Raw genomic sequence first — 23792 nt, forward strand, 5'->3', positions numbered from 1 at the left:
CTTGCGATGTACGGGCTGTATGGCAAGGTGCGGCCCATGACAGACACATCCAACCTCCCCACCCTTCCCTCGCAGCCAACCGACGTCGATTGGCCGACCACCGACTGGCCGACAGGCACGGCCGCCACCGCCAATCATGTGGCGCTGGGTGATCTGCTGGATCATGCATTTTCTGACCCCAATGGCGACGGCAAGGGGCCGGATGATATGGGCCCGACCCATGCCTTTGTGGCCATTCAGGGTGGCAAGCTGGTGTCTGAAGCCTATGCGGAGGGCTATGGGCCGACCCAGACTTATCCCTCCTGGTCCATGGCCAAGAGCATGTTGCAGGCGTTGATCGGCATTGCCGTGCGCGATGGGAAGATGTCGATTTTTGACCGGGTCGGTGCGCCGGAATGGCCTGCAGGGGACCCACGCACGGAAATCACCATCGACCAGCTGCTGCGCATGGCCAGCGGGCTGGAGTTTGACGAAGATTATGTGGATGGCGACATATCGGACACCATTTCCATGCTGTTTGGGGATGGCAAGGCGGATGTGGCGCACTACGCGGCTGACAAGCCGCTGATCCACCCGATAGACAGCGTCTTCAACTATTCAAGCGGCACCACAAACATACTTGTGCGGGCGCTATCCACGGTGCTGGGGGGTGGCGAACCGCTCTCGGCGCAGGATTTCGAAGCCTTCATGCGGGCTGAACTGCTGGAACCCATCGGCATTCAGGGCGCCATTCCGAAATTCGACGGTGCGGGGACCTGGATGGGGTCCTCCTACTGCTTCATGACGGCGCGCAACTTTGCCAAGTTCGGGCTGCTTTATCTGCGCGGCGGCTGGTGGGGCGACAGGCAAATTCTGCCAAATGGCTGGGTCGACTATGCGCGCACCCAAAGCAAAGTGCCTACCGGGGACGATGAGTTCATGGGCTATGGCGCCCATTGGTGGCTGGAAATTGCAGGGCCCGGCACGTTTTCGTGCAACGGCTATGGCGGACAGTACATCGTGCTGGTGCCGGAAAAGGACCTGATCCTGGTCCGCCACGGGGATAGCCATGATGTTCAGGGCGACGGCGTGAAGCGCTGGATCAAGGACGTGGCGGACTGCTTTGGTGTCGCGTAAGGGACATTAGCTTAGGTTTGACGCGTTCTTCTCAGGCTTTGGTAATCTTAAAGCGTGAATGAAGCGATGAATCTGCTCTAGCAGCGCAACTGAGTCTTGCCCCGCCGCGTCGTCTATCCAACAATAGACCTCAGAAAACGAAGACAGCTGCGCGGGCCCTTGAGAAACAAGGGCTACATGCCGCGGCGAAGGCCGGTTGTCCGGCCCTGGGGGACTGTGTGACCAACGTTGTTAATCTTCCGCTCGACCGGATAACCGATCGCGACCGCACGCGGCTGTTTCAGGCTGCTGCAGGATCGCCTCTCGATATTGATGTGGTCACCAATGAAGACGGCAGTCCCTGCGTGCTCGTTTACCGGTGTGGCTGGACCCATCCCAGCTTTCGCATCGAGAAGGCTGCAGGCCTGTGGAAGGCCTTTGATCTTGAGCACGGCAATGACCAGCCGGCCTTTCAATCGCGCATGCTGACAGACCTTGTCGCGGCGCTCAGCTATCCAGAAGAACAGCAGAACAGGCCGACAGCATCATGAACGCTCCCCTTATCAAAGACCCGACCATGGCTGCCAAGCAGGCGGGCATGTGCCCGGACCGCCTGGCGCGCATCACCCCCTTCTTTCAAAGCTATGTGGACCGCAAGAAGCTTGCCGGTCTTTCAACGCTGGTGTGGCGCAAGGGTGAATTGGCGCATTTTGATGTGCAGGGGCAGATGGATGTGGAGCGCGGCAAGACGCTGACCCACGACACCATCTTCCGTATCTATTCCATGTCGAAACCGATCACCTCGGTTGCAGTCATGATGCTGTTTGAGGAAGGCCGTTTTCAGCTTGAGCACGAGATCGGCCGCTACATTCCTGAACTGCGCGACCTGAAAGTCTATGCGGGCGGTCCTGCACGCGGCATGGCGGTGAAATCTGCCAGCCGTCAGGTGACGATCCGCGATCTGCTGACGCACATGTCCGGCTTTACGTATGGCTTCATGGAAGTCCATCCGGTGGATGAAGCCTATCGCCACTTCAAGATCGGCGGCGTGGACCTCACGACCTCCAACCTTGAAGAATTTTGCAAGCTGCTGGGGCGCATGCCGCTGCTGCACAATCCCGGTGAGGCGTGGAGCTACTCCGTGTCCACGGATGTGCTGGGACGACTGGTGGAAGTTGTGTCGGGCATGTCGCTGTTTGATTTCTTCAACACGCGCATCTTCCAGCCCCTTGGCATGACGGACACGGCATTCCAGGTGAGTGCCGACCAGATGCCGCGTTTCGCCGCGAACTATCAGCGCGACCCGAAGACCAAATCCTTCGCGCTCGCGGATGATCCTGAAACCGGTCGCTACGCACGCCCACCTGTCTTTACGTCCGGCGGCGGCGGGCTCGTCTCGACCCAGTCTGATTACCTCAAATTCTGCCAGATGATGCTGCGAGGCGGCACGGCACCGGACGGCACACGGCTGCTGTCGCGCCCGACCATCACGCTGATGACCAAGAACCACCTGCCCGGCGGACAGGACCTTGAAGGTCTGGCTCAGGGTGCGTTTTCCGAAACGACAAATGCAGGCATTGGCTTTGGTCTTGGGTTTGCGGTGACGGTGGATGAAGCCAAGTCGCAGATCACAGGTCCCGACGGTACGTATTATTGGGGTGGTGCCGCGAGCACGATTTTCTGGATTGATCCGTCAGAAGACCTGATTGCGATCCTGATGACGCAGTTGATGCCGTCAGGCGCCTACCCGCTGCGGCGCCAGTTCCAGCAGCTGGTCTATGCGGCCATCAACGACTAAGGCTTTTTGCCACCCCGTATACGCTCTCCCTCCGGCTTGACCGGAGGGTCCATCCGAGATGCCCATAGGCCCTCCGGTCAAGCCGGAGGGAGAGCGAGCAGGGGAAAATGTCCATGCGCATAGCTGGCATGAGTGGCCAATAGCCCGGCATGGGGCATAGAACCTAGGCTCCCGTCACTGGCCGGTTTTTCTCATGCCGCTTTGGATAGCTTTCACACTCGTTGCGGCGTTTTCGCAGAACGTACGCTCTGCGCTGCAGAAGAGCCTTGCATCTGACCTGACGGCAACCGGTGCATCCTATGTGCGCTTTCTCTACGGCCTGCCGTTTGCGGCGCTCTACCTTTTTGTCTTGTTGCAGGTTACCGGCGAAGCCACGCCGCAGCTGAACACGACCTTTGTTCTGTCAATCCTCATTGGCGGTGCGGCGCAGGTGGTTGCGGCAGTGCTCCTTGTACGGATGTTTGCCCTGCGCGTGTTCACGGTCGGCACGACATATTCCAAGACTGAAACCGTGCAGACGGCGCTCATCGGATTTCTGGTGCTTGGAGAAGTCGTCGGGCCTTATGCGTTTGCTGGCATTCTCATCAGTTTCATTGGTGTGATCGCGCTTTCTGTCGCGCGCACGGCTGTGACGCCGCGGGCCATTCTCACATCCCTTGGATCACCTGTGGCCCTGATGGGTCTTGGATGCGGTGCCGGGTTCGCCATTGCGTCTGTGTGCTACCGTGCCGCCTCGCTGGCTCTGGAAGACAATGGGTTTGCGGTTTCTGCGGCGACCACACTGACCGCTGTTTTGATCTGGCAGACGCTGATCATGAGTGTGTGGCTTGGGCTGCGTGACCGTGCATCCCTGAAACAGAGTTATGTGCGCTGGCGGCCCGCGCTTGCGGTCGGCATTGCCAGCGTCATTGGCTCCATTGGCTGGTTCACGGCGTTTGCGCTGGAAAATGCAGCCTATGTGAAAGCGCTGGGGCAGATCGAATTGGTGTTTGCGCTGGCAACATCCACCCTGATTTTCAAAGAGAAAACCAACCGGACGGAGCTGCTGGGCATCGGGCTGGTTGTGGCTGGCCTGGTGCTGATTGTCATTTAGCCCGTTGCCCCGGATCTGATCCGGGGACTACTCGTCGTGCGGCAAGGCACAGGGTTGATTGGATGGCTTTGGCAAGTGGGATTGCGAGTAGGCTCCGGGTCAAGCCCGGAGATACGGAGGTTTTTTGGTTTCGGGTTCCATCATCTTCGCTTTCCCTCCGGCTTGACCGGAGGGTCTATCCGAGCTGCCCATGGGCCCTCCGGTCAAGCCGGAGGGAGGGCGGTCTTGAGGTGGTTGGAATAGTCTGCTCATGAAAAAGCCCCGGACGCTGATGGCATCCGGGGCTCTTGTTTTTGCGGAAAGCGAGAGTGCTTATTCTGCCGCCTGGGCTGCAGCACCGGAGACAAAACCGTTGAGGCGGTTCTGGATGATGCCTTCTGCTTCAGCCACAATGCGCTTCACCAGTTCGTCCACTGTGGGGATGTCGTGGATCAGGCCCTGGATCATCCCGGCGGACCAGATGCCGTGATCAGGATCGCCTTCTGAGTAAACCATCTTGCCACGGGCACCGGCGACGAGATGCTGGATCTCCTCGAACTTGGCGCCTGCGCGTTCCTTCTCAAGCACTTCCTGAGAAATGGCGTTTTTGGCAACGCGGGCTGTGTTGTGCAGGGTACGGAAGATCAGGTCTGTGCCGCGCTCGTCGGTTTCGACCATCTTCTGCTTCACGTTGTCGTGGATGTCCGCTTCCTTGGTGGCACAGAAGCGTGTGCCCATATTGATGCCTTCAGCACCCAGAGCCAGCGCTGCCACGAGACCGCGACCATCGCCGAAGCCGCCTGAGGCGATCATCGGGATCTTGACCTTGTCGGCAGCGGCCGGGATCAGGATCAGGCCGGGGATGTCGTCTTCGCCCGGGTGACCGGCGCACTCAAAGCCATCAATGGAAATGGCATCGACGCCCATGCGCTCTGCGGACAGGGCGTGGCGAACGGCGGTGCATTTGTGGATGACCTTGATGCCGTGTTCCTTGAAGTGGTTCACATGCTCCTGCGGCTTGTAGCCAGCGGTCTCAACAATCTTCACGCCACTGTCGATGATGGCCTGACGGTATTCAGCGTAGGGCGGAGGCTTGATGGCCGGCAGGATGGTGAGGTTCACACCAAACGGCTTGTCGGTCATGGTTTTGCAGCGCTCGATTTCCTTCGCCAGATCATCCGGCGTTGGCTGGGTGAGCGCTGTGATGAAGCCAAGGCCACCGGCATTGGCAACGGCTGCCACAAGCGGCGCCTTGCCGACCCACTGCATGCCGCCCTGAACGATGGGATGTTCGACGCCGAACATCTCCGTGAAACGTGTCTTGATCATGGGATACTCCCCTGTTGGTCGTCTTGCTTGTTGTCTGACGCGCTTCAGGTCGCCGTGCTGACCCCTGTCCCGCGTCACCTGATCCTGGGTATCTCGTTGAGGGTGTTTTAGCAGGTTTGCAAAGCGCCTTGCACCCCGACACCTGTTCAGATTTGTTCAGGGGGCTGTTAGATTGACGACAAGACAGCAAAAACGCTGCGGAAACCTCATGAGGCACCACACAAATGAGCCAGGCGAATTGGGACCTCTACCGGGTGTTTCTGGCAGTGGCAGAAGCCCGCAGCTATTCAGGCGCGGGACGCCAGCTGAAACTGAGCCATGCCACGGTGGGGCGAAAGATCACCGAGCTGGAAGAGGCTCTTGGCACAAAACTCTTCGTGCAAACCAATGACGGTTTCGGCCTGTCGCCGGGCGGTGAAAAGCTGAAGGCGGAGGCCGACGAAATTGCGTCCGCCGTCCTGCGCGCAGGCCATGCCCTATCTGATGCCAGCGGCACGCCCCAGGGCATTGTGCGGGTATCCACAGCAGCAACGCTGGCTGGTTACTGGCTGATGCCGCATATGAGTGCGTTCACGGAGCGCTACCCGCAAATTGAAATCGAGTTTGTGACCGATGCCTGGCCTGCAAGTGTCACGCGGCGCGAGGCTGAAATTGTTATTCGGCTCTATGGGCCGGGCGAAGAAAATCTGGTGGGCCGCAAGATTGCCCGCTGCGGCGTCGCGTTTTATGCGTCACACGATTACGCGGACGCCAATGGCTTGCCACAGCAGCGCGGCGAATGGGCCGAGCATCGACTGATCGGCTTTGCCGGGGAAGCCAACGAAGCCGAGCTGGCGCGCTGGGCAGGACATGTCACCCGTGGCGCGCCGACTTATCTGCGCTGTTCTTCCATGGCGGATATGGTGAGTGCGGTGCGCACCCACGCGGGGATTGCGCCGCTGACCTGCCTTCAGGGCGACGCCCATGAAGACCTGGTGCGGGTCGCGCCGGACAAGCTTTTCAGCGCGACAGACGTCTGGCTTCTGGCCCACCCGGACCTCACAAACACACCTGCGGTGCGGGCAGTGCTCGACTTTATTGCCGAAGCAGCCAAGACTGACCGCGACATGCTTCTGGGGAGGGTCTGATGAGCATTCGACTTTTGGCGACATTTGTACTCGCTGCGCTTATTTCCACTGCTGGCGCCGCGCAGGCTGAAGACACACGTGACTTCTCCTTCATTGAGGCCAATGGCGTAGAGCTTGCCTATCTCGAAGAAGGAACAGGACCGCTGGTCGTGCTGCTGCATGGCTACCCGGAGACGGCACGCGGTTGGCAACAGGTGCAAGGCAAGCTGGCAGCGGCGGGCTATCGCGTGGTGGCGCCCAACATGCGCGGCTATGCGCCCAGTGGATTTGCACCGGACGAAGACTACACCGTGGGCACCCTTGGCGCAGATGCGCTGGCACTGATTGACGCGCTAGGCGAAAGCAAAGCCGTTGTGGTGGGTCATGACTGGGGCGCGACGGCGGCCATGTCGGCTGCCGTGACGGATCCGGACACGGTCGTTGGCCTTGTGTCCCTGACAATCCCGCATCCCATGGCGACCGAGCCGAGCCTCAGCCTCTTTCTCAATGCGCCGCACTTTATCTACTACCAGTTTCCCTGGGCGACTTGGATGGTGTCACGCAATGACTTTGCCCATATCGACGGTATTGTAGAGGCCTGGGCACCGACCTTTGATGTGGCACGTCGCGATACGACGGCCGTCAAGGAAAGCCTTGCAGTTGAAGGCGGTGTGGAGGGCATATTGGGCTACTACTGGTCCATCAGCGCCGACCCGGCGCCGGGCACCCTGCGGGCGGACAAGGATACCCGCTTTGCCATGCCGGCCCTGACGATCGCCGGGGCGGATGATGGCGCGCTGGACATCGAGTTGTTCAAGGCGGGTGAGGACGGCTTTACCGGGCCCTATACCTATGTGGAACTTGAGGGTGTGGGCCATTTTCCGCAGGTTGAAGCGCCTGATGAGGTGGCGGCGGCTGTGCTGACCTTCCTGGGAAGCATCGAGCCATGGGGCAACGCAGCACCTGAGCCTGTTCAATAATGGATGGATAACTGTTCATTCATGAACTGGACATTCCGGCTCTGCGCGCCAAATATCCTCCCAACACCTAATCCTTTTCTCGTGGAGACTTCGCATGGCCATTCCTGCTCACATCCGTGACAATCTGCGGATGCCGGTTATCGGCTCGCCGCTGTTTATCGTGTCCGGTCCTGAACTCGTTATTGCTCAGTGCAAGGCGGGCATCATCGGCTCGTTCCCGGCGCTCAATGCACGGCCTGAGCATGTGCTGGAAGAGTGGATCGTCCGTATCAAGACGGAACTGGCCGAGTATCAGGCTGCCAATCCGGACAAGAAGGTTGCACCGTTTGCGGTGAACCAGATCTGCCATGCATCTAATGATCGTCTGCAGCACGACATGGATGTGTGCGTGAAGCACGAAGTGCCGATCATCATCACCTCCCTGCGTCCACCGGCATTTGTTGTGGAAGCGGCGCATTCCTATGGCGGCGTGGTCTATCATGACGTCATCAATGTGAAGCACGCCAAGAAGGCCGCAGAAGAAGGCGTCGACGGTCTGATCCTTGTCTGCTCCGGCGCTGGCGGCCATGCAGGCTCCCTGTCACCTTTCGCACTTGTACGCGAAGTGAAGGAATGGTTTGACGGCACGGTCATTCTGTCCGGTGCAATTGCCGATGGGTCATCCATCGCCAGCTCGCTGGCACTGGGTGCCGACTTTGCCTATATCGGCACACGCTTCATCGCCACGGAAGAAGCCAATGCCGACCCGGGCTACAAAGAGTCGCTGATCAAGCATGCCGCCAACGACATCGTGTATTCCAACCTCTTCACTGGCGTCCACGGCAACTATCTGGCGCCGTCCATCGAGGATGCGGGTCTTGATCCGCACAATCTTCCTGAGGCGGACAAGTCCAAGATGAATTTCGGCTCCGGTGGCAATACCAAGCAGAAAGCCTGGAAAGACATCTGGGGCTCAGGCCAGGGCATCGGCAGCATTTCAGATGCACCGCCCGTTGCCGAGCTGGTGGACCGCCTTGAAGAGCAGTACCGCGCGGCCCTTGATGATCTCAGCGGGCGTACACTCCTGTCCGAACCCGCTGCCAAAGCATCCGCCGCTGAATAAGACCGCCCATCAGCTTGAGAATATGACCGGTCATGCAGCTGCCGCTGCATGGCCGGTTTCATTTTGTGCTGCCGCAGTCACCTGCTCCGGCAGGCAGCCATGCCCAATCAGCGTGACACGCAGCGCTTCCTCAAGCGGTGTATGCGGCTCGCTGCCAATCACCGATTGCAGCTTGGTGTTGTCCAGCCGGTGAGGCGTTTTCCACAGATAGCTCATCTTCAACAGCTCGCGGTATGTCTCGTTGAAGACCCCCGCGACCTTGACCATGGCCCATGGCAGTTTCCTTATGGGCGCTTCGGGCACACCAGCTGCTCTGCGTAACGCGTCGGGGAAACTCACGCCGGTGTCGCCACCTACGGTGTGGCCTTCAAAGTGGAAAGTTTCGAAGCCTGACGTCGCCACCTCTGGATTGCTCAGTAGACGGATAAAGGTTTCTGCCAGGTCTGGGAGATAGGCGAAGGCGTGCAGGGTTTTTGGATCGCCGGGATAGGTGACGGATGAAATCGGCTTTCCGGCCTTGATCATGCCACCGCCTACCCATGAGCCCGGGGCGTTGGGGCCAAAGAAATCTCCGGCGCGCACAATGAGCGCGGGTTGGGGCGTGCGGCGCAACATATATTCCATCTCGATGCGTATGTTTCCTTTTTCCGTTGCTGGATGCTGCGGTGCATCCTCGCCCAGAACGGGAAACGCATCGTCGCCATACACGTAGACATTGCCGGGAAAGGCGATGCGGGCATTCACCGCCTCGGCTGCCTTGATCGTGTTGGCAAGCATCGGGATCGCCAGCTGCTTCCACTTCTTGTAGCCGGGCGGGTTTGCGCCATGAAAAATCACGTCGCAGCCTTTGGCGGCACGGGCGACATCCTTTGAGCGCATGGCGTCGCCCTTCACCCATTCCACAGCCAAATCGGCCATGGATCCGGCCGCTTTTTTGGGTCGCCGGTGCATCGCCCGGACATCCCACCCGGCGGCCCGAGCGGCTCTGGCCACTTCCGAACCGATGCCGCCTGTCGCACCGATGACAAGTATCCGTGGGGTCGAAGTCATGATCCTGCTCCTGAGAACGTCAAAGAAAACAGCGGGTCTTCCGCCTGCGGGACAAAGATGAGGATGTTCGATCAAAACATAAATTGACGAAATACGTGCATTCGATAAACATATTTGTATGTCTAAGGAAATGATGAGTTGGGACCATTGGCGGTCCTTCCTGGCGGTTCTGGAATGCGGGTCTCTGTCCAGAGCGGCTGATCAACTCGGCCTGACCCAGCCCACCCTTGGCCGTCACATCGAAGCGCTGGAAGCAGGTCTTGAGACCAGCCTGTTCGTGCGCTCGGTTCGCGGATTGACGCCGACAGATACGGCGCTGTCCTTGCGGCCGCATGCGCAAGCCATGCAGTCTGCTGCGTCAGCGCTGGTGCGAACTGCCAGCGCGCCAGCCGAAGCCCTGAGCGGCACCATTCGGCTGACCGTCAGCGAGTTCATGGGGGCCCATGTCATTCCCGGGATTCTTGCGCCGTTTGTTGAACAACATCCCGAGATTGCCATTGAGCTGGTGCTGTCAGACCAGACAGATGACCTATCCGCCCGCGAGGCTGACATTGCGGTTCGCATGGTTGCCCCCACCCAGGACGCCTTGGTGGGCCTGCGGCTGGGTACGGTCCGCATTGGGCTTTATGCGCACAAGACCTACGCAGCAAAGCATGGAATCCCGCAGTCACTGGCCGATGATCCGGCCGGCCACAGGTTCATCGGGTTTGACAAACAGGCATGGGTCATGGAGCCGCTGCAAGAGGCGGGGTTCCCGATTGCCCGGGAGTTCTTTTCGCTGAGGACGGACCGCGACGCGGCCCAAGTTGCCTTGCTCAAGGCGGGGGCCGGTATCAGCGGCTGTCATATGCCCATGGGCGACAACGACCCTGATCTGGTGCCGGTGCTGCATGATGAGTTCGGGTTTGATCTTGAGATGTGGCTGGTCATGCATGAAGATTTGCGTCGGGTCACCCGCATGCGGGCGCTGTTTGACCACTTGGATCAAGGGCTTAGATCGTACCTGAAGATGTGATGCTGCACGCTGCCCCGGCACTTGTTGACGTAAGGGCAAGGGGCTAGTGTCCGCACCTGTCGATTATCCGCTGCCATTAACAAGAGCCAAACACCATGTCTGAAGCCGCCAAACTCTCCCCTGCTGATGCCCCGTTTGACCCGTCGCCAGAAGCATCCGCGCCGTTTTCCTGGGAAGACGCGTTCTATCTGGATGATCAGCTGACAGAAGACGAGCGCATGGTGCGCGATTCAGCCAAGGCGTACTGCCAGGACAACCTCATGACCCGGGTGCGCGACGCCAACCGGAATGAAGTTTTCCACCGCGAAATCATGACTGAAATGGGTGAGCTGGGCCTCTTGGGCTGCACCATCCCTGAAGCGTATGGCTGTGCTGGTCTCAACTATGTGTCCTACGGGCTGGTCGCACGCGAAGTCGAGTATGTGGACTCGGGATACCGCTCCGCCATGAGCGTGCAGTCATCACTGGTGATGCACCCGATCTACGCCTATGGCACCGAAGAGCAGCGGATGAAGTATCTGCCGAAGCTTGCGACCGGCGAATGGGTCGGCTGTTTCGGCCTGACGGAACCAGACCACGGCTCGGACCCTGCCGGCATGGTCACGCGCGCAAAGCCGGTTGATGGCGGCTACATCCTCAACGGTGCCAAGATGTGGATTACCAATTCACCCATTGCGGACCTGGCGGTCGTCTGGGCCAAGCTCAAGGACGAAGACGGCACGGACAAGATCCGCGGCTTTGTGGTGGAACGCGACTTTGAAGGCTTTGAAACGCCGAAGATCGAAGGCAAATTTTCGCTGCGGGCATCTATCACCGGTGAGATTGTCCTCAACGATGTTTTCGTCCCGGCTGAAAACCTGCTGCCGAATGTCGAAGGCCTGAAAGGTCCATTCGGCTGCCTGAACCGCGCGCGCTACGGCATTGCCTGGGGCGCCATGGGAGCTGCTGAGTTCTGCTGGCATCAGGCACGGCAATACACGCTGGACCGCAAGCAGTTCGGCAAGCCACTGGCGCAGACACAGCTGATCCAGAAGAAGCTGGCTGACATGCAGACCGAAATCTCGCTGGGTCTTCAGGCCGCATTGCGCGTTGGCCGGTTGTTTGATGAAAAGCGCGCCGCCCCGCCAATGATCTCGCTCATCAAGCGCAACAATTGTGGCAAGGCGCTGGAAATCGCCCGTCACGCCCGCGACATGCACGGCGGCAATGGTGTTTCAGACGAGTACCACGTGATCCGTCATGTGATGAACCTGGAAGCAGTCAACACCTATGAGGGCACACACGATGTACATGCGCTCATTCTGGGTCGGGCGCAGACCGGTCTGCAGGCCTTTTTCTAGGATAGAGCCTACGCGTCTTCGTCGTCGCGCCCTGCGCCAAGACGGTAAGCGGTCGCGAAGCTGACCAGCCATACAACCGGCATGACAGTCCAGCCGGTTGCAGGATGGTGCGCGACATAGACTGCAAGCGGCAGGAAGACCGCGAGGGACAGCACCCAGAACCGCACAACGACTGGCGCGTGCCCGCCAAGCTTGCGTGACAGTCTTTGGTACACATGTGCGCGATGTGCGCCGAAGAAATCGCCATACAGTCGAATGCGCATCGCCCGCGTGATGGTTGCGTCAGCAATGAAGGGCGTCATCAAGATGCCCCACGCCCACAGGTTCACGTCCTGTGCAGAGGCGATGGCAACGACGCCGATTGCAAGACCTAAGAATCCAGATGAGACATCGCCCATGAAGATTGTGGCCGGTGCCCAGTTGAACACCAAAAAGCCGGCTGAAGCAGTTGCCAACAGCAGCATGAATGCCGCGAGGCCAAGAGCGTCTGCCTGCCAGAGAAGCGTTGCCCCTGCCAAGCCGACGAAAACCGTATGGCTTGCCGCCAGGCCATCTATTCCATCCATGAAGTTTGTGAGGTTGATCATCCAGACCAGCCCAACAACGGCCACGATGCCGCCGATCACGCCCGGCTCCCACATCTGAGCGCCAACTGGCAAGACGCTGACACCCCCGACAACAACCACGACCGCAAGGGCAATGGCCACTTGAACGATCAGCCTCAGCGATGCGGACAACCCTTTGCGGTCATCCCAATGGCCAATCAGGGCTATCAAAGCGCCGCCACCGCCAAGCGCTGCGGCGTGCGAAGCGGGCAGATGGCCACCCCAGTAAAGAACGGCCACACACACCAATGCGGTGATGACGATCGCAATGCCTCCGCCCCGCGGTGTTGGAACCGTGTGGGAGCTGCGCTCATTTGGTATGTCCAGTTGGCGTGTCTTTGCCCACATGCAGACGAATGCCACGATGTTGAGCGACAACGTGAAGGCGAGAAGAACGGCAAGATAGGCATGATGCATCAGGATGTTCTTTCTGACGCGAAAATAAGCGCGAGCATGGCGTAGATCATCCCCAAGGACGCAACCCACCAGTATTGCCAGATCCCATAGCTGAGATGAGCCACGGCCAGTCCGACAACCAGTCCGGCCATCAGGGTCGCGCGTGCCACCGGTTGTTCTGCATAGGCATGGACCGTCCGCGTCACGGCAAACAGGAACAGAGCGAAAATCAGGGCGCCAACACCTCCAAGTTCAAGCCAGATCTGGATCGAGGCATTGTGAGGGTGCAGGGGGAGCGCCTGAAATGCATAGGGGTGACCGGGCACCAGTTCAGCCAGATTTGCGCCTTCGCGGCCCAAAGTGCGTGCGGCTTCAATGCCGTAGCCTGCAATCGGTCGCTCGGCGATGAAACCTGCCGTGTAGTCCCAGATTGCAACCCTATGGATGATACTGATGTCCGATGAGGCAAGCGCATCATGCAAGGCTGCATATGCGGTCTGTGCAAGCCACGGAGATGTCACGACGCCAATGGCAACAAGCACAGCAAGAGCCACACCCAATCGACGGCTGTGACCGATTTTCGGTATGAGCATGATCGACGCGACAGCCAGCCCGAGAAGCAATGCCAACATCGGGGTTTGTGTGGGGACCAAGGCAACGCCTGCACACCCCACCGCAAAGACTGCGACTGCGCCAAGACGTTGGTTGCGTTGCCATAGAATGCCGGTAACCGGCAAAACCAGAATGGCCGCAATGGACGCAATGTGGCTCAGGCGGTTGGCGAGGTACAACTCCTGAAAATAGGTCACGTCCGTCCGCCGCTCTTCCAACGGCGGAAGCCCATTCACGAAAAGCTCTCCATTGACATAGTACCGTGCGGTCCGCAGCAGCGGCATGTCGAACAATGTCTCAATGAGCAGGAGAACCAGAACCAGACAACTTGCGATCAGGGCCCAGCGCGCCGCCAGATCCTGCGTTTGCCGTGGTTGATTGAGACACAGTACAGGCAGGAGGAACGCGGCGATGATCATCGCTGCAATACGCAGCCCGTTTGATAGGGCCTCAGTTCCGGCAATCGACCATGATGCGCTCAAAACCAGCCACGCAACAAGCGCAGCGCCAGCCCACAGCAAGGGGTTTGACGTCAGTTGAAGGCGTAATGCTGGGAGACGTGTGCCAGCGGCGGCGAGCAACAAAGCGATGGCGCACACAATCGGAGGTGCTCGCTCCACGAGGAGCAGAACGATCGCCAGCAATACGAAAACCGTTGCAAGACCTACGCCTGCAATCTTGTCTCTCACGTTGCTGAGCTCCCCTCACTGTGAGGCATCACGGGTCACCTAAACTGGTGATACCTGTGATTACTGGAGCGGACGCTAGTCTGCAACCGCCGCCGGAGCGACCAAGTGTCTAGGCCGGGTCGCGGATGACCAGCAACCGGGTTTCCGTCATGTCTTCAATGGCCCAGCGGATGCCCTCACGACCAAGGCCTGAATCCTTTACGCCGCCATAGGGCATGTGGTCGACACGCCATGAGGGCACATCGCCGACCACGACACCGCCGACATCCAGAATGTCCCAAGCCTTCATGGCCTTGTAGAGGTCTTTCGTGAAGATGCCGGCCTGCAGCCCATACCGGCTCTCATTGACGCTTCGCAGGGCCGTTTCAAAATCACTGAAAGGAGTGAGGACTGCGACAGGCCCAAAAGCTTCCTCACGCACCACGTCGCAGTCGCCAGGCACACCTTCAAGCACAGTGGCCTGAAGCATCTTGCCGTCAAGATCACCGCCGGTCAGGACAGTCGCTCCCTTGGCCTGTGCGTCCAGCACCCAACCGTGCAATCGCTGGGCTTCTTTCTCAGAGATCATGGGTCCGATGAAAGTATCTTCGTCGTGCGGGTCGCCAGCCTTGAGCTTGCCGGCTGCAGCAATGAACCGCGCCTTGAAGTCGTCGTAGACTGCTTCATGAACCAAAACGCGCTGAACGCCGATGCAACTTTGGCCTGATTGGTAGAACGCGCCGAAAATGATGCGATCAACCGCATCATCCAGGTCGGCATCTGCATCCACGATACACGCAGCGTTGCCTCCAAGCTCGAGGACCACGGGCTTGCGGCCGGCTTTGGACTTCAGGTCCCAGCCAACGTCAGCGGACCCGGTGAAACTCAACAGTTTCAGCCGATCATCTTCAGTAAACAGCCGCGCGCCATCGCGGCGGCAGGGAAGGATGGAAAAGGCGCCCTTGGGCAGATCTGTTTCCGCCAGCGTCTCTCCAATGATGAGTGCACCGATGGGTGTCAGGCTTGCAGGCTTGAGAACGAACGGGCAGCCGGCTGCCAGGGCGGGGGCTACTTTGTGCGCCGCAAGATTGAGAGGAAAATTGAATGGCGAAATGAAGGAGCATGGGCCGATGGGAACCCGCTGCCACATGCCGCGATATCCTGACGCTCGCTCGGCATTGTCCAACGGCATGACTTCACCGTAAATGCGCTCAGCTTCGCCAGCTGCGATCCGGAAAGTTTCGATGAGGCGGGTTACTTCCCCACGGGCATCCTTGATCGGCTTGCCAGCTTCAATACACAGCGCGCGCGACAGTTCCTCATGGCGTTCGGTGAACCGGCGCACGCAATGATCCAGTACTTCACGGCGCTGATAGGATTTAAGCGCCGCCATCGGTTCAGCAGCGTCAACTGATGCGGCAATGGCTTCATCAATGGCAACCTCGTCTGCCATTGCTACCCGTGTTGCCACCGCACCGGTATATTTGTCTTCGACTTCAAGATCGGCGTTTGGCTGACGCGGCTCATTGGCCAGATAGTAGGGATATTCGCTCTTGAGTTCGTGATCCTTGGACATGTCCGGCTTACTCCAGTGTCGGCAATGGCTGCATTTGCGAGATCAGGTTCATGCTGTGTCAGATCGTGACGTCAATCTGGCCAAGGCGTTCCGTCAACAGCACATTCTCGCGATAGTCGATCGGGATGACGACAAGAGACGGTCCCTCATGCGCCAGAGCCTTATCCAGTGCCTCCCTGAGATCTCGGGAATCCGGCACGTACTGCCCCTGCCAACCAAAGCTATCTGCCAACTTCATCCAGTCGGGATTGGTGAAACTCAGATTGGTATGACGGTTGAACTCATTTTCCTGCTTCCAGGAGATCAGGCCGTAACCACCGTCCTCCCAAACCATGACAGTGATGTTTGACTTCATGCGGGATGCTGTCTCCATTTCCTGCACGTTCATCATGAAGTCGCCGTCACCCGCGATGGCAAATATCCTCCTGTCGGGGTGGACCATGTCGGCTGCAATGGCGCCAGGCAGCGGCATGCCCATTGAGCAAAAGCCATTGGGAATAAGACACGTGTTTGGTTCATGGCATTGGTAGTGGCGCGCGATCCACATTTTGTGAGCGCCCACGCCGGACAACAGAATATCGTCTTTGCCAAGCGCCTGACGGACATCCCACAGTGCTTTTTGCGGACGGATGGACCCTTCGGTGTCATCATCACAATGCGCTTCGAGTTCTTCCTTCATGCGCGCGCGAATTTTTCGCTGCGGCTCAAGGTCAAACGACAGCTCGTCGCGGTGGCGCCAGATGCGCTCATTCAGCATCCAAAGGGAATGGGCGACATCGCCTATCAGCTCGCATTTGGGGTGATAGTTGCGATCAATTTCAGCTGGCAGGAAATCAATGTGGATGATGTCCTTCTTGCCACCCGGGTTCCACAGCTTGGGGTGGTACTCCACCATGTCGTAGCCAAGTGTGATGATGAGGTCCGCATCATCTATGGCAAGTGAAACCACATCCCGCTGACCAAGCCCGATTGTGTAGAGGCAGTAATCCGCATCCATATCGACGGCACCCTTGCCCATGAACGTGGACATGACGCCGATACCCGTCGTCTCACACAAGGTACGCAGCTGGGAGGAGGCGCGCTTTCGGATGGCGCCGTTGCCCGCAAGGATCAACGGGCGCTTGGCGTTACGGATCATGTCGAAGGCACGATCCGTGATCTTGTCATCCGGGCCGGGACGTCTGAAACGGCGCGGCTGCATTGGCGTGCGATCTGTCTCGTGCTTGGCAATGTCTTCGGGCAATTCCACCAGCACAGCACCGGGCTTTTCTGTGCGGGCAAGCCGAACCGCCTTGCGAATGATTTCAGGTATGGCATCCGCGTGATTGACCGAGTATGCCCATTTGGTCACCGGCTCATACATGCCCACCACATCCATGATCTGGTGGCTTTCCTTGTGTTGCCGTGCCGTGGCGCCCTGCCCCGTCAGTACCAACATGGGCGCGCGATCCATATTCGCATCGGCCACGCCCGTAATAAGATTCGTTGCTCCGGGCCCAAGGGTTCCAAGGCAGCCTGCAGGGTTTCCGGTCAGACGGCCATAGACCTCGGCCATAAACGCGGCTCCCTGCTCATGGCGCGTGAGGATGAACTGGATGGGAGACCCTTCCAACGACATCATGAAGTCCGCATTCTCTTCGCCGGGCACACCAAAAATGTGGGTAATGCCTTCCTCCTCAAGGCAGCGAACGAAGAGATCTGATGCTTTCATCTTGTCGGGAGTTGTATCTGGCATTTGTCTGGCTCTGCTTGCAGGCGTACGCGCAACATCGCGGGCACGCATTGTCCACAGGAATATGGTGGCAAGGGAGGCAAACATAAAGGCACAGCTTGGTGAAGAGCTCACGGTAGCAATCGAAGACCAAGATGGGCGGTCACCTAGGCGACTGTTAAAACTTGTAGTAGCTGCGTTCTGACAGTTTCTCAGCTTCGTCCAGAGACTCGCCCAGGCTAACCATATCGTCATCGATGGGTGCCAACTCCCACAATGACCCAAGAATGCGGCTGACTTTGCCCTCTTCTGACGTCAGAGGAAGCCAGATGTTCTCAGTCATGAACTTGTGACCCGCGGGCGTCGTCCAGGTCGTGTAGGTCACTGTTACAACCTGTTTTTCAACAACAAGTGACAGGAACTCCAGAACCAAACTGTTCCTTTCACTCTTGTATAGCTCCACCATGTTCTGACCGGTGAGGTCATATCCAAGACGGTGGGCAAGCTCGGTGCCAAAAATGCGTATGTCTGCTCGGGCAGGCAGTTGCGGTTCGAGCATGATCATATGCGGAAGGTGGCGGGGCAGATCCATTGGACTGAAGCTAGAGCGTCTCGGTGATGCAGAACCGCCGCGCAAGCTGTCCCAATGCGCAAGAATCTCGCGATTTTCCTGCTTTTTCAGAACAGGCTGCTGCAGCATGATTTGCGTCATGGACTATATGAATTGCCAGTTTGTGTTTGGTGCAGTGCCGGATCGACGATCTGTCCACAGATCAACTAGTCCAGTGTCTCATAGAAGAGTTAACGCTATTGCGCCGGCCCCGGAGCAGCTGTGGCTCAAAGAAGCTTAGAATTGATAGAAGCTTCGTTCAGACAGAAGCTGGGCCAGTGCCAATGCGCCCCCCAGATCATCCACGTCCGCACGAGCCTCAACCACTTCCCAAACAGAACCCAGAACCCTGTTGACCGGTCCAGCCTGAGAAGCAAGCGGCATCCACAGATTTTCTGTGGTGAAGCTATGACCGGAAGGTGTTGTCCATTCACTGTAGGCAACAGCAACCGCACGCTGCTCCACAACGCATGAGATCATATCGACGACCTCCCGGGCGGGTTCACCGGAATAAAGAGTAAACAGGTCAACTCCGGTGAGGTCGAAGCCCAGCCGACGCGCCAGTTCGGTACCGAAGATGCGTACGTTCGCATTCTCAGGGATGAGTGGCTCAAGTACGATCAAATTTGGAAGGTGCCGCGGAACGTCCATTGGATTGAACTGTGTGCGCAGAGGCACGGAGGCTTCACCGCGGATTTTCTCCCAGTGTTCAAGCAGTTCCCGGTTCTCTGGTCGCTCGAGATCTGGACGTTTTTCTTGGATGTCTGGCACGGAGTGAGTACAGGCTTTCGGAGTGCGGCAACAAAACAATGCCGGAGAACGCCCGACAGGATCAGTCTTACACAGTCAGGTTAACCGATTCTGCTCTAGGGCCTTGGAAATTGGGCGCACTCGTGCCGAAGATGATTAATCTGCCCTTGTCTTGACGCCTACACACGCCCAATTTTCGTGTGTGAGCGCAATGCGACACTGACCACAGGAGGAAGACCCTTGGGCCTGTTTTCGCCTCGAAACCAAGCCAAGAAACCAGCCCGTAAGCGCCGCGGATCGTCCAATGATCTGCTGGATGCCTATAGCAGCGCCGTGGCTGGTGCGGTCGATGCAGTATCTGCGTCAGTTGTTCATCTACAGGTAACGGGGCGGCCTACTCCGGCGGGATCGTCGTCCGGTGCCGGGTCCGGCTTTGTTTTCACGCCTGATGGATACGCGCTGACGAATAGCCATGTTGTGAATGGGGCCAAATCTCTAACTGCGGTGTATCCGGATGGTCGTGAGGTCGAAGCTGAAGTCGTGGGGGCTGATCCGGATACGGACGTCGCGATAGTTCGCTTACCAGGCAAGCACCGTGAATGGGCGGAGCTTGGAGATAGTGCCGCCCTGCGGCAGGGTCAGCTTGTGGTTGCTATTGGTAACCCGCTTGGCTTCGACTGCACGGTCACGACCGGGGTCATCTCCGCTCTGGGACGCTCCCTGCGGAGCCAGTCAGGGCGGCTGATCGACGATGTCCTGCAAACCGATGCGCCCCTCAACCCAGGCAATTCTGGTGGACCTCTGGTGACACCTGATGGACTGGTGATCGGCATCAATACGGCGGTCATTGCGGGCGCACAGGGCCTTTGCTTTGCCATCGCGTCCAATACCGCCGAGTACGTACTGGGCGAAATCCTCAAATATGGAAAAGTACGGCGGAGTTACCTGGGTCTGGGTGCCCAAACGATTGAGCTCCCGCAACGATTAAAGCGCGAGTTGAACCGGAAAGTGTCCGGTGCGGTCCGTGTTGCGCAGTTTGAAATTGGTACGCCCGCTGCCCAGGCCGGGCTTGCCCCCGGTGATGTCATTCTCAAGTTTGATGGTGAGGAGATTGGTGGTGTGGACGACCTTCATAGGCTTCTCACTGCTGAACGCCTTGGCAAGAAAATCAAACTCGATGTCTTTCGCAATGATACAGTCATCAAGGTGACGGCAACTCCCGGTGGTCGGGACTGAGTTGAGCTGATGAAGCGATCTCACGCCGTGCGGCAGACCTTCTGCAAGGGCAACGACCTGTGACGCGTGAGATCAACATTGCGTTGGTAGATGACCATCAGATGTTTCTTGATGGCCTGGGTGAAGTCATTCGTGTGCTTGATCCCAACTACCGTTGCACCCCGTTTGGGACACCAGCTGAGGCCATCAGTGCGCTTGAGAGCGGTGACAGGTTTGACCTGTTCATAACCGACCTCGTGATGGGTGAAATGAACGGCATTGCCTTTGTCATGGCCCTCAAGGCCCGTAGCCCTTCAACCCCGGCACTGGTTGTCTCCGGGATTGATACGGCACCTCCTATCGACAAGATAATGCAAGCGCGGGCGAACGGCTTTGTTCCCAAGTCAGCGTCTTCGGCCGTTTTGAAGGAGGCGATTGAGGCCGCCCTCAACGATGACATCTATGTTCCGGACGATATCTGGCGTCAGGTGGAAGCGCATGGGGTGCCGCAAAGCGATGATCCAGCAGACGCGCCGGTCAGCCCGGAGGAAAGTTTGGGTGCCCGACAGTTGGAAGTAGTGACGCTCATGGCTGAAGGCTGCACAAACAAGGAAATCGGGCAGATCCTCGATATCAGCGAGAACACTGTCAAAAGCCATGTCAGCGGCATCTTTCGACATATGGGCGTTACCCGCCGAACGGCCTGTGTCAGCAAAGCGCGTGCGCTGGGGTTAGTATCTTAGGGTGCGGCCGTGTTCAGCCGGTTTCTGATTTTGCAGACCAACTGGCAAGTAGAGCAGTCCGTAGCGCCACCGGGTCGATGGGCTTAAACAAGAGTTGCGTAGCCTCAACCTCTTCCTTTGACTGTGTAAGGCCAGAGTCGCCGGTCATCAGGATGGCTGGCACCATGTCGTTCAGTTCTCCACGCACTCTCTCGATCACATAGCTCCCGTCGGTATGGCTGCCCAGACGATGGTCCGCAATGATGACATCAGGCGTTGCGTCCATGCGATCGAGAAACTCAATCACGTCATCCCGGCCGTCAGTGCAATAGACCTCGCAGCCCCAACTTGTCAGAACTTCAGACATGGAAAGACGGATCGCTTCTTCATCGTCAACAATCAAGACCTTAAGGCTGCTAATCCGCCGGCGGTCTTCAGAAACCAGCTTCTCGACATTAGCCGTCAGCTCTGCTTCTTCGGCAGCTAGCGGGATTTCGAGAATAGCCTGCGTCCCGTTTCCTGGCGTGGAAACCAGGGTGGCCGTAACGCCCATCAAATCGGCCAGACGGCGCACGATGGATAATCCCAAGCCCAGGCCTTTTTCCCTGTTGCGCTCCGGGTTTCCCAGCTGGACGTACTCGTCGAAAACCGAATTGAGGGCCTCAGGCGGGATGCCGCCGCCTGTGTCGCTGACAGTGAGCCGCGCAGTCATACCGCCAGCACTCCAATAGACCCAAACCTCTCCACCCTCGGGTGTGAACTTGATGGCATTGGACAAGAGGTTTCCGATCACTCTTGAAAGCAGCGCTGCGTCAGCGGTGACATTCACGTTGGTGCCCTTGACGCTCAACTTGATGTTCTTTTCGGAGGCTTTGCCTTCAAATCCCTGGATCACCCGATCCATATGGGACCGCAGATCAATTGCAGTGAGGTTTGGCACCACGGCGCCGGCGTCCAGGCGGTTGATTTCAACCAACCCATCAAGCAGTTGACCAAGACTGCGCCAACTTGCTGATACCTTGTCGATCAACGCCAATGCTTCTGCGTCCTGCGTCCTCTCACGTAAGGCCGACAGATAGAACCCCTGCGCATGGAGTGGTTGTGCAAGGTCATGACTGGTGGCCGCGAGAAAGCGGGTCTTCTCTTCATTGGCCTTTTGCACAGCGTCGCGCTGACGGCGCAATTCGTCCGTCAACTCAATGTTCCGCTTGGCGGCGATCAGGTCCCGCGTCCCGATTTCCACACGGGCGCTTACCGCCATAAAAAATGCATATGCGACGACCACGCCAATTCCATTGGCATTAACGGGCCAGGGTGTGGCGAACAAAATCCAGGCGGCAAATGGCAGCATCGTCATCGTCGCCAATGCCACATAGGAGCGACGGAAGGCCGACTGGGGCGAAATTCCGCCCAGGGTGATTGTCAGCACCATGACAACCCCCGAGTACACGCTGATGAGGACATCAGGATCCGCCATCCACGCAGCGCCGATGCCCCATACTGCTCCGGTGACACCGGATATGACCGTGTGAACCAGTAGATAGGTTTGGGTGTTCACAGAGGTGATGCCGGGAGGCGTGAAAAGTCGCGGCTGAACAATCGTCACCGCAATCATGGCGCTTGCGATAACAAACCAAACGCCCGCTTTAAACGGACCGATCACGAATGCCATGATGAAGGAGAACATCACTACAAGCGCGAACACGCTTATGGCCGACGAGCGCGCCCTGTCGAACAGAAGCTGTGCCTGCTCCATCTCCAGCGCACGCTTGTCCAGGGACACGCGGTCTGTAGCATCCATTGAGTTTTGTGACAGGTCGGCCATTGGCCCTCCCCAGACCATTGAATCAGCGAACCTGTCTCAATGTTCAAGCAGCGGTCAATCCCTAACCAGGCCTAAATCTCAGGAATAGACGTATGGGGGGCTAGCCGCCTGTCACGGACATGTGCCGCGGGACTGCCGGAGCGCTGCCTGGGCGGTCGATCACAAAATCATGGCCTTTGGGCTTGCGAGAGATCGCCTCGTCGATTGCGGAGGCAAGCGCTTCGTCTGAGCCCGGATTTTCACGCATGACGGCTCTCAGGTCGGCATTGTCTTCTTGGCCAAGGCACATATAGAGCTGGCCTGTGCACGTAAGCCGCACCCGGTTGCAGCCTTCGCAGAAATTGTGGGTCAGAGGTGTGATGAAACCGAGTTGACCACCTGTTTCTTCAACCCGAACGTATCGAGCAGGGCCACCGGTGCGATGGGCCAATGGCGTCAACTGCCACCGGGCTGCAAACTGTTCCTGAATGAGGCTCAGGGGAATGTACTGGTCGAATCGGTCTTCGCCGATCTCGCCCATGGGCATGGCCTCAATGACTGTAAAGTCATGGCCCTCACCGTGGGCCCATTCGATCATGTCTCCAAGCTCATCTGCATTGTCCTGCTTAAGGGCCACTGCATTGATCTTGATCTGCATACCTTCATCGGTCGCAGCCTTGATACCGTCAAGCACGCCCCCCAGATCACCACCGCGCGTCACCCGCGCATAGGTTTCAGGTATGAGGCTATCAATCGAGACATTCAGGCGCCGTACGCCTGCGCGCGCCAGTCGCGCGGCGTGGTTTTTCAGCTGGGTGCCATTTGTGGTCAAGGTCAGTTCATCGAGTGCGCCGGATTTCAGATGTCTTGAAAGGCTGTCGATGAGGTTGAGGACGTCCTTGCGCACCAGGGGCTCTCCGCCGGTAATCCGCAGCTTCTTCACACCCTTGGTGATGAATGCCGTAGAAAGGCGGTCGAGCTCCTCAAGCGTGAGCAAATCCCGCTTGGGCAGGAATGTCATCTTCTCGGACATGCAGTATGTGCAGCGCAGATCGCAACGGTCTGTTACGGACAGACGCAGATAGGTGACGCTACGGCCGAATGGATCAATCACGCGGTCTTTGACCTTTCGCTCAAGAATGCCTCAGGTTTGCGAGACTATAGCATTATAGCACCGTCCGTTCTAAAATAAAACTTACGTGAGCATATGTCTTCTGGCATTTGGATTCGGCCAGG

The 23792-nt window shown here is 58.1% G+C and carries 21 protein-coding genes; 11 read left to right on the plus strand and 10 right to left on the minus strand.

All coding sequences use genetic code 11. The features are described 5' to 3' along the window. Positions 1–36: 36 nt before the first annotated feature. The 4 genes from ABXH05_RS14980 (at position 37) to ABXH05_RS14995 (ending at position 3986) form a co-directional block, all read left to right on the plus strand. The gene (locus ABXH05_RS14980; protein WP_353561913.1) at positions 37–1116 is read left to right on the plus strand and encodes a serine hydrolase domain-containing protein; all 1080 of its coding nucleotides are present in this window, start codon (positions 37–39) and stop codon (positions 1114–1116) included. A gap of 218 nt (positions 1117–1334) precedes the next feature. Continuing rightward, the gene (locus ABXH05_RS14985; RefSeq protein WP_348139413.1) at positions 1335–1646 is read left to right on the plus strand and encodes a hypothetical protein; all 312 of its coding nucleotides are present in this window, start codon (positions 1335–1337) and stop codon (positions 1644–1646) included. Next, complete coding sequence (locus ABXH05_RS14990; protein WP_353561915.1) at positions 1643–2893, plus strand: serine hydrolase domain-containing protein; 1251 nt, start codon at positions 1643–1645, stop codon at positions 2891–2893. The genes ABXH05_RS14985 and ABXH05_RS14990 overlap by 4 nt, the downstream gene beginning before the upstream one ends. Positions 2894–3086: 193 nt before the next feature. Further along, positions 3087–3986 (plus strand): EamA family transporter, encoded by a 900-nt coding sequence (locus ABXH05_RS14995; protein WP_353561917.1) that lies wholly within the window; start codon positions 3087–3089, stop codon positions 3984–3986. A gap of 312 nt (positions 3987–4298) precedes the next feature. Here the strand turns inward: ABXH05_RS14995 and ABXH05_RS15000 are convergent, their stop codons facing one another. Then, on the minus strand, positions 4299–5294 hold the full coding sequence (locus tag ABXH05_RS15000; protein ID WP_353561919.1) for an NAD(P)H-dependent flavin oxidoreductase: 996 nt from the start codon (positions 5292–5294) through the stop codon (positions 4299–4301). Between the two features lie 224 nt (positions 5295–5518). Between ABXH05_RS15000 and ABXH05_RS15005 the strand changes: the two genes are divergently transcribed. The 3 genes from ABXH05_RS15005 to ABXH05_RS15015 all read left to right on the plus strand — a co-directional run bounded on the left by ABXH05_RS15005 (position 5519) and on the right by ABXH05_RS15015 (position 8482). Continuing rightward, entirely contained in the window at positions 5519–6421 is a 903-nt protein-coding gene (locus tag ABXH05_RS15005; RefSeq protein ID WP_353561921.1) for a LysR family transcriptional regulator, read from the plus strand. Next, positions 6421–7380, plus strand: coding sequence for an alpha/beta fold hydrolase (locus ABXH05_RS15010; RefSeq protein WP_353561923.1), 960 nt, complete (start codon positions 6421–6423; stop codon positions 7378–7380). Before ABXH05_RS15005 ends, ABXH05_RS15010 begins: the two co-directional genes overlap by 1 nt. Before the next feature lie 94 nt (positions 7381–7474). Continuing rightward, entirely contained in the window at positions 7475–8482 is a 1008-nt protein-coding gene (locus tag ABXH05_RS15015; RefSeq protein ID WP_353561925.1) for an NAD(P)H-dependent flavin oxidoreductase, read from the plus strand. A 30-nt stretch (positions 8483–8512) separates the two neighbouring features. Here ABXH05_RS15015 and ABXH05_RS15020 read toward each other — a convergent pair whose 3' ends face one another. Then, the gene (locus ABXH05_RS15020; RefSeq protein WP_353561927.1) at positions 8513–9532 is read right to left on the minus strand and encodes an NAD(P)H-binding protein; all 1020 of its coding nucleotides are present in this window, start codon (positions 9530–9532) and stop codon (positions 8513–8515) included. Between the two features lie 118 nt (positions 9533–9650). Here ABXH05_RS15020 and ABXH05_RS15025 point away from each other — a divergent pair, with 118 nt between their 5' ends. Together ABXH05_RS15025 and ABXH05_RS15030 are read left to right on the plus strand one after the other, a co-directional pair. Beyond that, the gene (locus ABXH05_RS15025) at positions 9651–10547 is read left to right on the plus strand and encodes a LysR family transcriptional regulator (RefSeq protein WP_353561928.1); all 897 of its coding nucleotides are present in this window, start codon (positions 9651–9653) and stop codon (positions 10545–10547) included. 95 nt (positions 10548–10642) lie between these two features. Continuing rightward, a complete protein-coding gene (locus ABXH05_RS15030) occupies positions 10643–11887 on the plus strand; it encodes an acyl-CoA dehydrogenase (protein WP_353561930.1) in 1245 nt (414 codons plus the stop codon). A gap of 8 nt (positions 11888–11895) precedes the next feature. On the opposite strand, the gene ABXH05_RS15035 is transcribed toward ABXH05_RS15030, so the two are convergent. The 6 genes from ABXH05_RS15035 to ABXH05_RS15060 form a co-directional block, all read right to left on the minus strand. Next, positions 11896–12909, minus strand: a complete 1014-nt coding sequence (locus ABXH05_RS15035; protein ID WP_353561932.1) for an MraY family glycosyltransferase — start codon at positions 12907–12909, stop codon at positions 11896–11898. Then, positions 12909–14189 (minus strand): O-antigen ligase family protein, encoded by a 1281-nt coding sequence (locus ABXH05_RS15040; RefSeq protein WP_353561934.1) that lies wholly within the window; start codon positions 14187–14189, stop codon positions 12909–12911. The genes ABXH05_RS15035 and ABXH05_RS15040 overlap by 1 nt, the downstream gene beginning before the upstream one ends. 109 nt (positions 14190–14298) lie before the next feature. Further along, positions 14299–15744 (minus strand): aldehyde dehydrogenase family protein, encoded by a 1446-nt coding sequence (locus ABXH05_RS15045; RefSeq protein WP_353561936.1) that lies wholly within the window; start codon positions 15742–15744, stop codon positions 14299–14301. Positions 15745–15802: 58 nt separating this feature from the next. Further along, positions 15803–17479, minus strand: coding sequence for an acetolactate synthase large subunit (locus ABXH05_RS15050; RefSeq protein ID WP_353561938.1), 1677 nt, complete (start codon positions 17477–17479; stop codon positions 15803–15805). Positions 17480–17633: 154 nt separating this feature from the next. Further along, entirely contained in the window at positions 17634–18167 is a 534-nt protein-coding gene (locus ABXH05_RS15055; protein ID WP_353561940.1) for a PAS domain-containing protein, read from the minus strand. Between the two features lie 135 nt (positions 18168–18302). Then, positions 18303–18836, minus strand: coding sequence for a PAS domain-containing protein (locus ABXH05_RS15060; protein WP_353561942.1), 534 nt, complete (start codon positions 18834–18836; stop codon positions 18303–18305). A gap of 219 nt (positions 18837–19055) precedes the next feature. Between ABXH05_RS15060 and ABXH05_RS15065 the strand changes: the two genes are divergently transcribed. Together ABXH05_RS15065 and ABXH05_RS15070 are read left to right on the plus strand one after the other, a co-directional pair. Continuing rightward, positions 19056–20051, plus strand: a complete 996-nt coding sequence (locus tag ABXH05_RS15065; RefSeq protein ID WP_353561944.1) for a S1C family serine protease — start codon at positions 19056–19058, stop codon at positions 20049–20051. Positions 20052–20110: 59 nt separating this feature from the next. Further along, positions 20111–20773, plus strand: coding sequence for a response regulator (locus ABXH05_RS15070; RefSeq protein ID WP_353561946.1), 663 nt, complete (start codon positions 20111–20113; stop codon positions 20771–20773). A gap of 13 nt (positions 20774–20786) precedes the next feature. Here the strand turns inward: ABXH05_RS15070 and ABXH05_RS15075 are convergent, their stop codons facing one another. Next, entirely contained in the window at positions 20787–22577 is a 1791-nt protein-coding gene (locus tag ABXH05_RS15075) for an ATP-binding response regulator (protein ID WP_353561947.1), read from the minus strand. Between the two features lie 100 nt (positions 22578–22677). Continuing rightward, the gene (gene moaA / locus ABXH05_RS15080) at positions 22678–23670 is read right to left on the minus strand and encodes a GTP 3',8-cyclase MoaA (protein WP_353561949.1); all 993 of its coding nucleotides are present in this window, start codon (positions 23668–23670) and stop codon (positions 22678–22680) included. Positions 23671–23792: the final 122 nt, after the last annotated feature.

The organism is Pyruvatibacter sp. HU-CL02332, from assembly GCF_040362765.1.
Lineage (GTDB): Bacteria > Pseudomonadota > Alphaproteobacteria > CGMCC-115125 > CGMCC-115125 > Pyruvatibacter.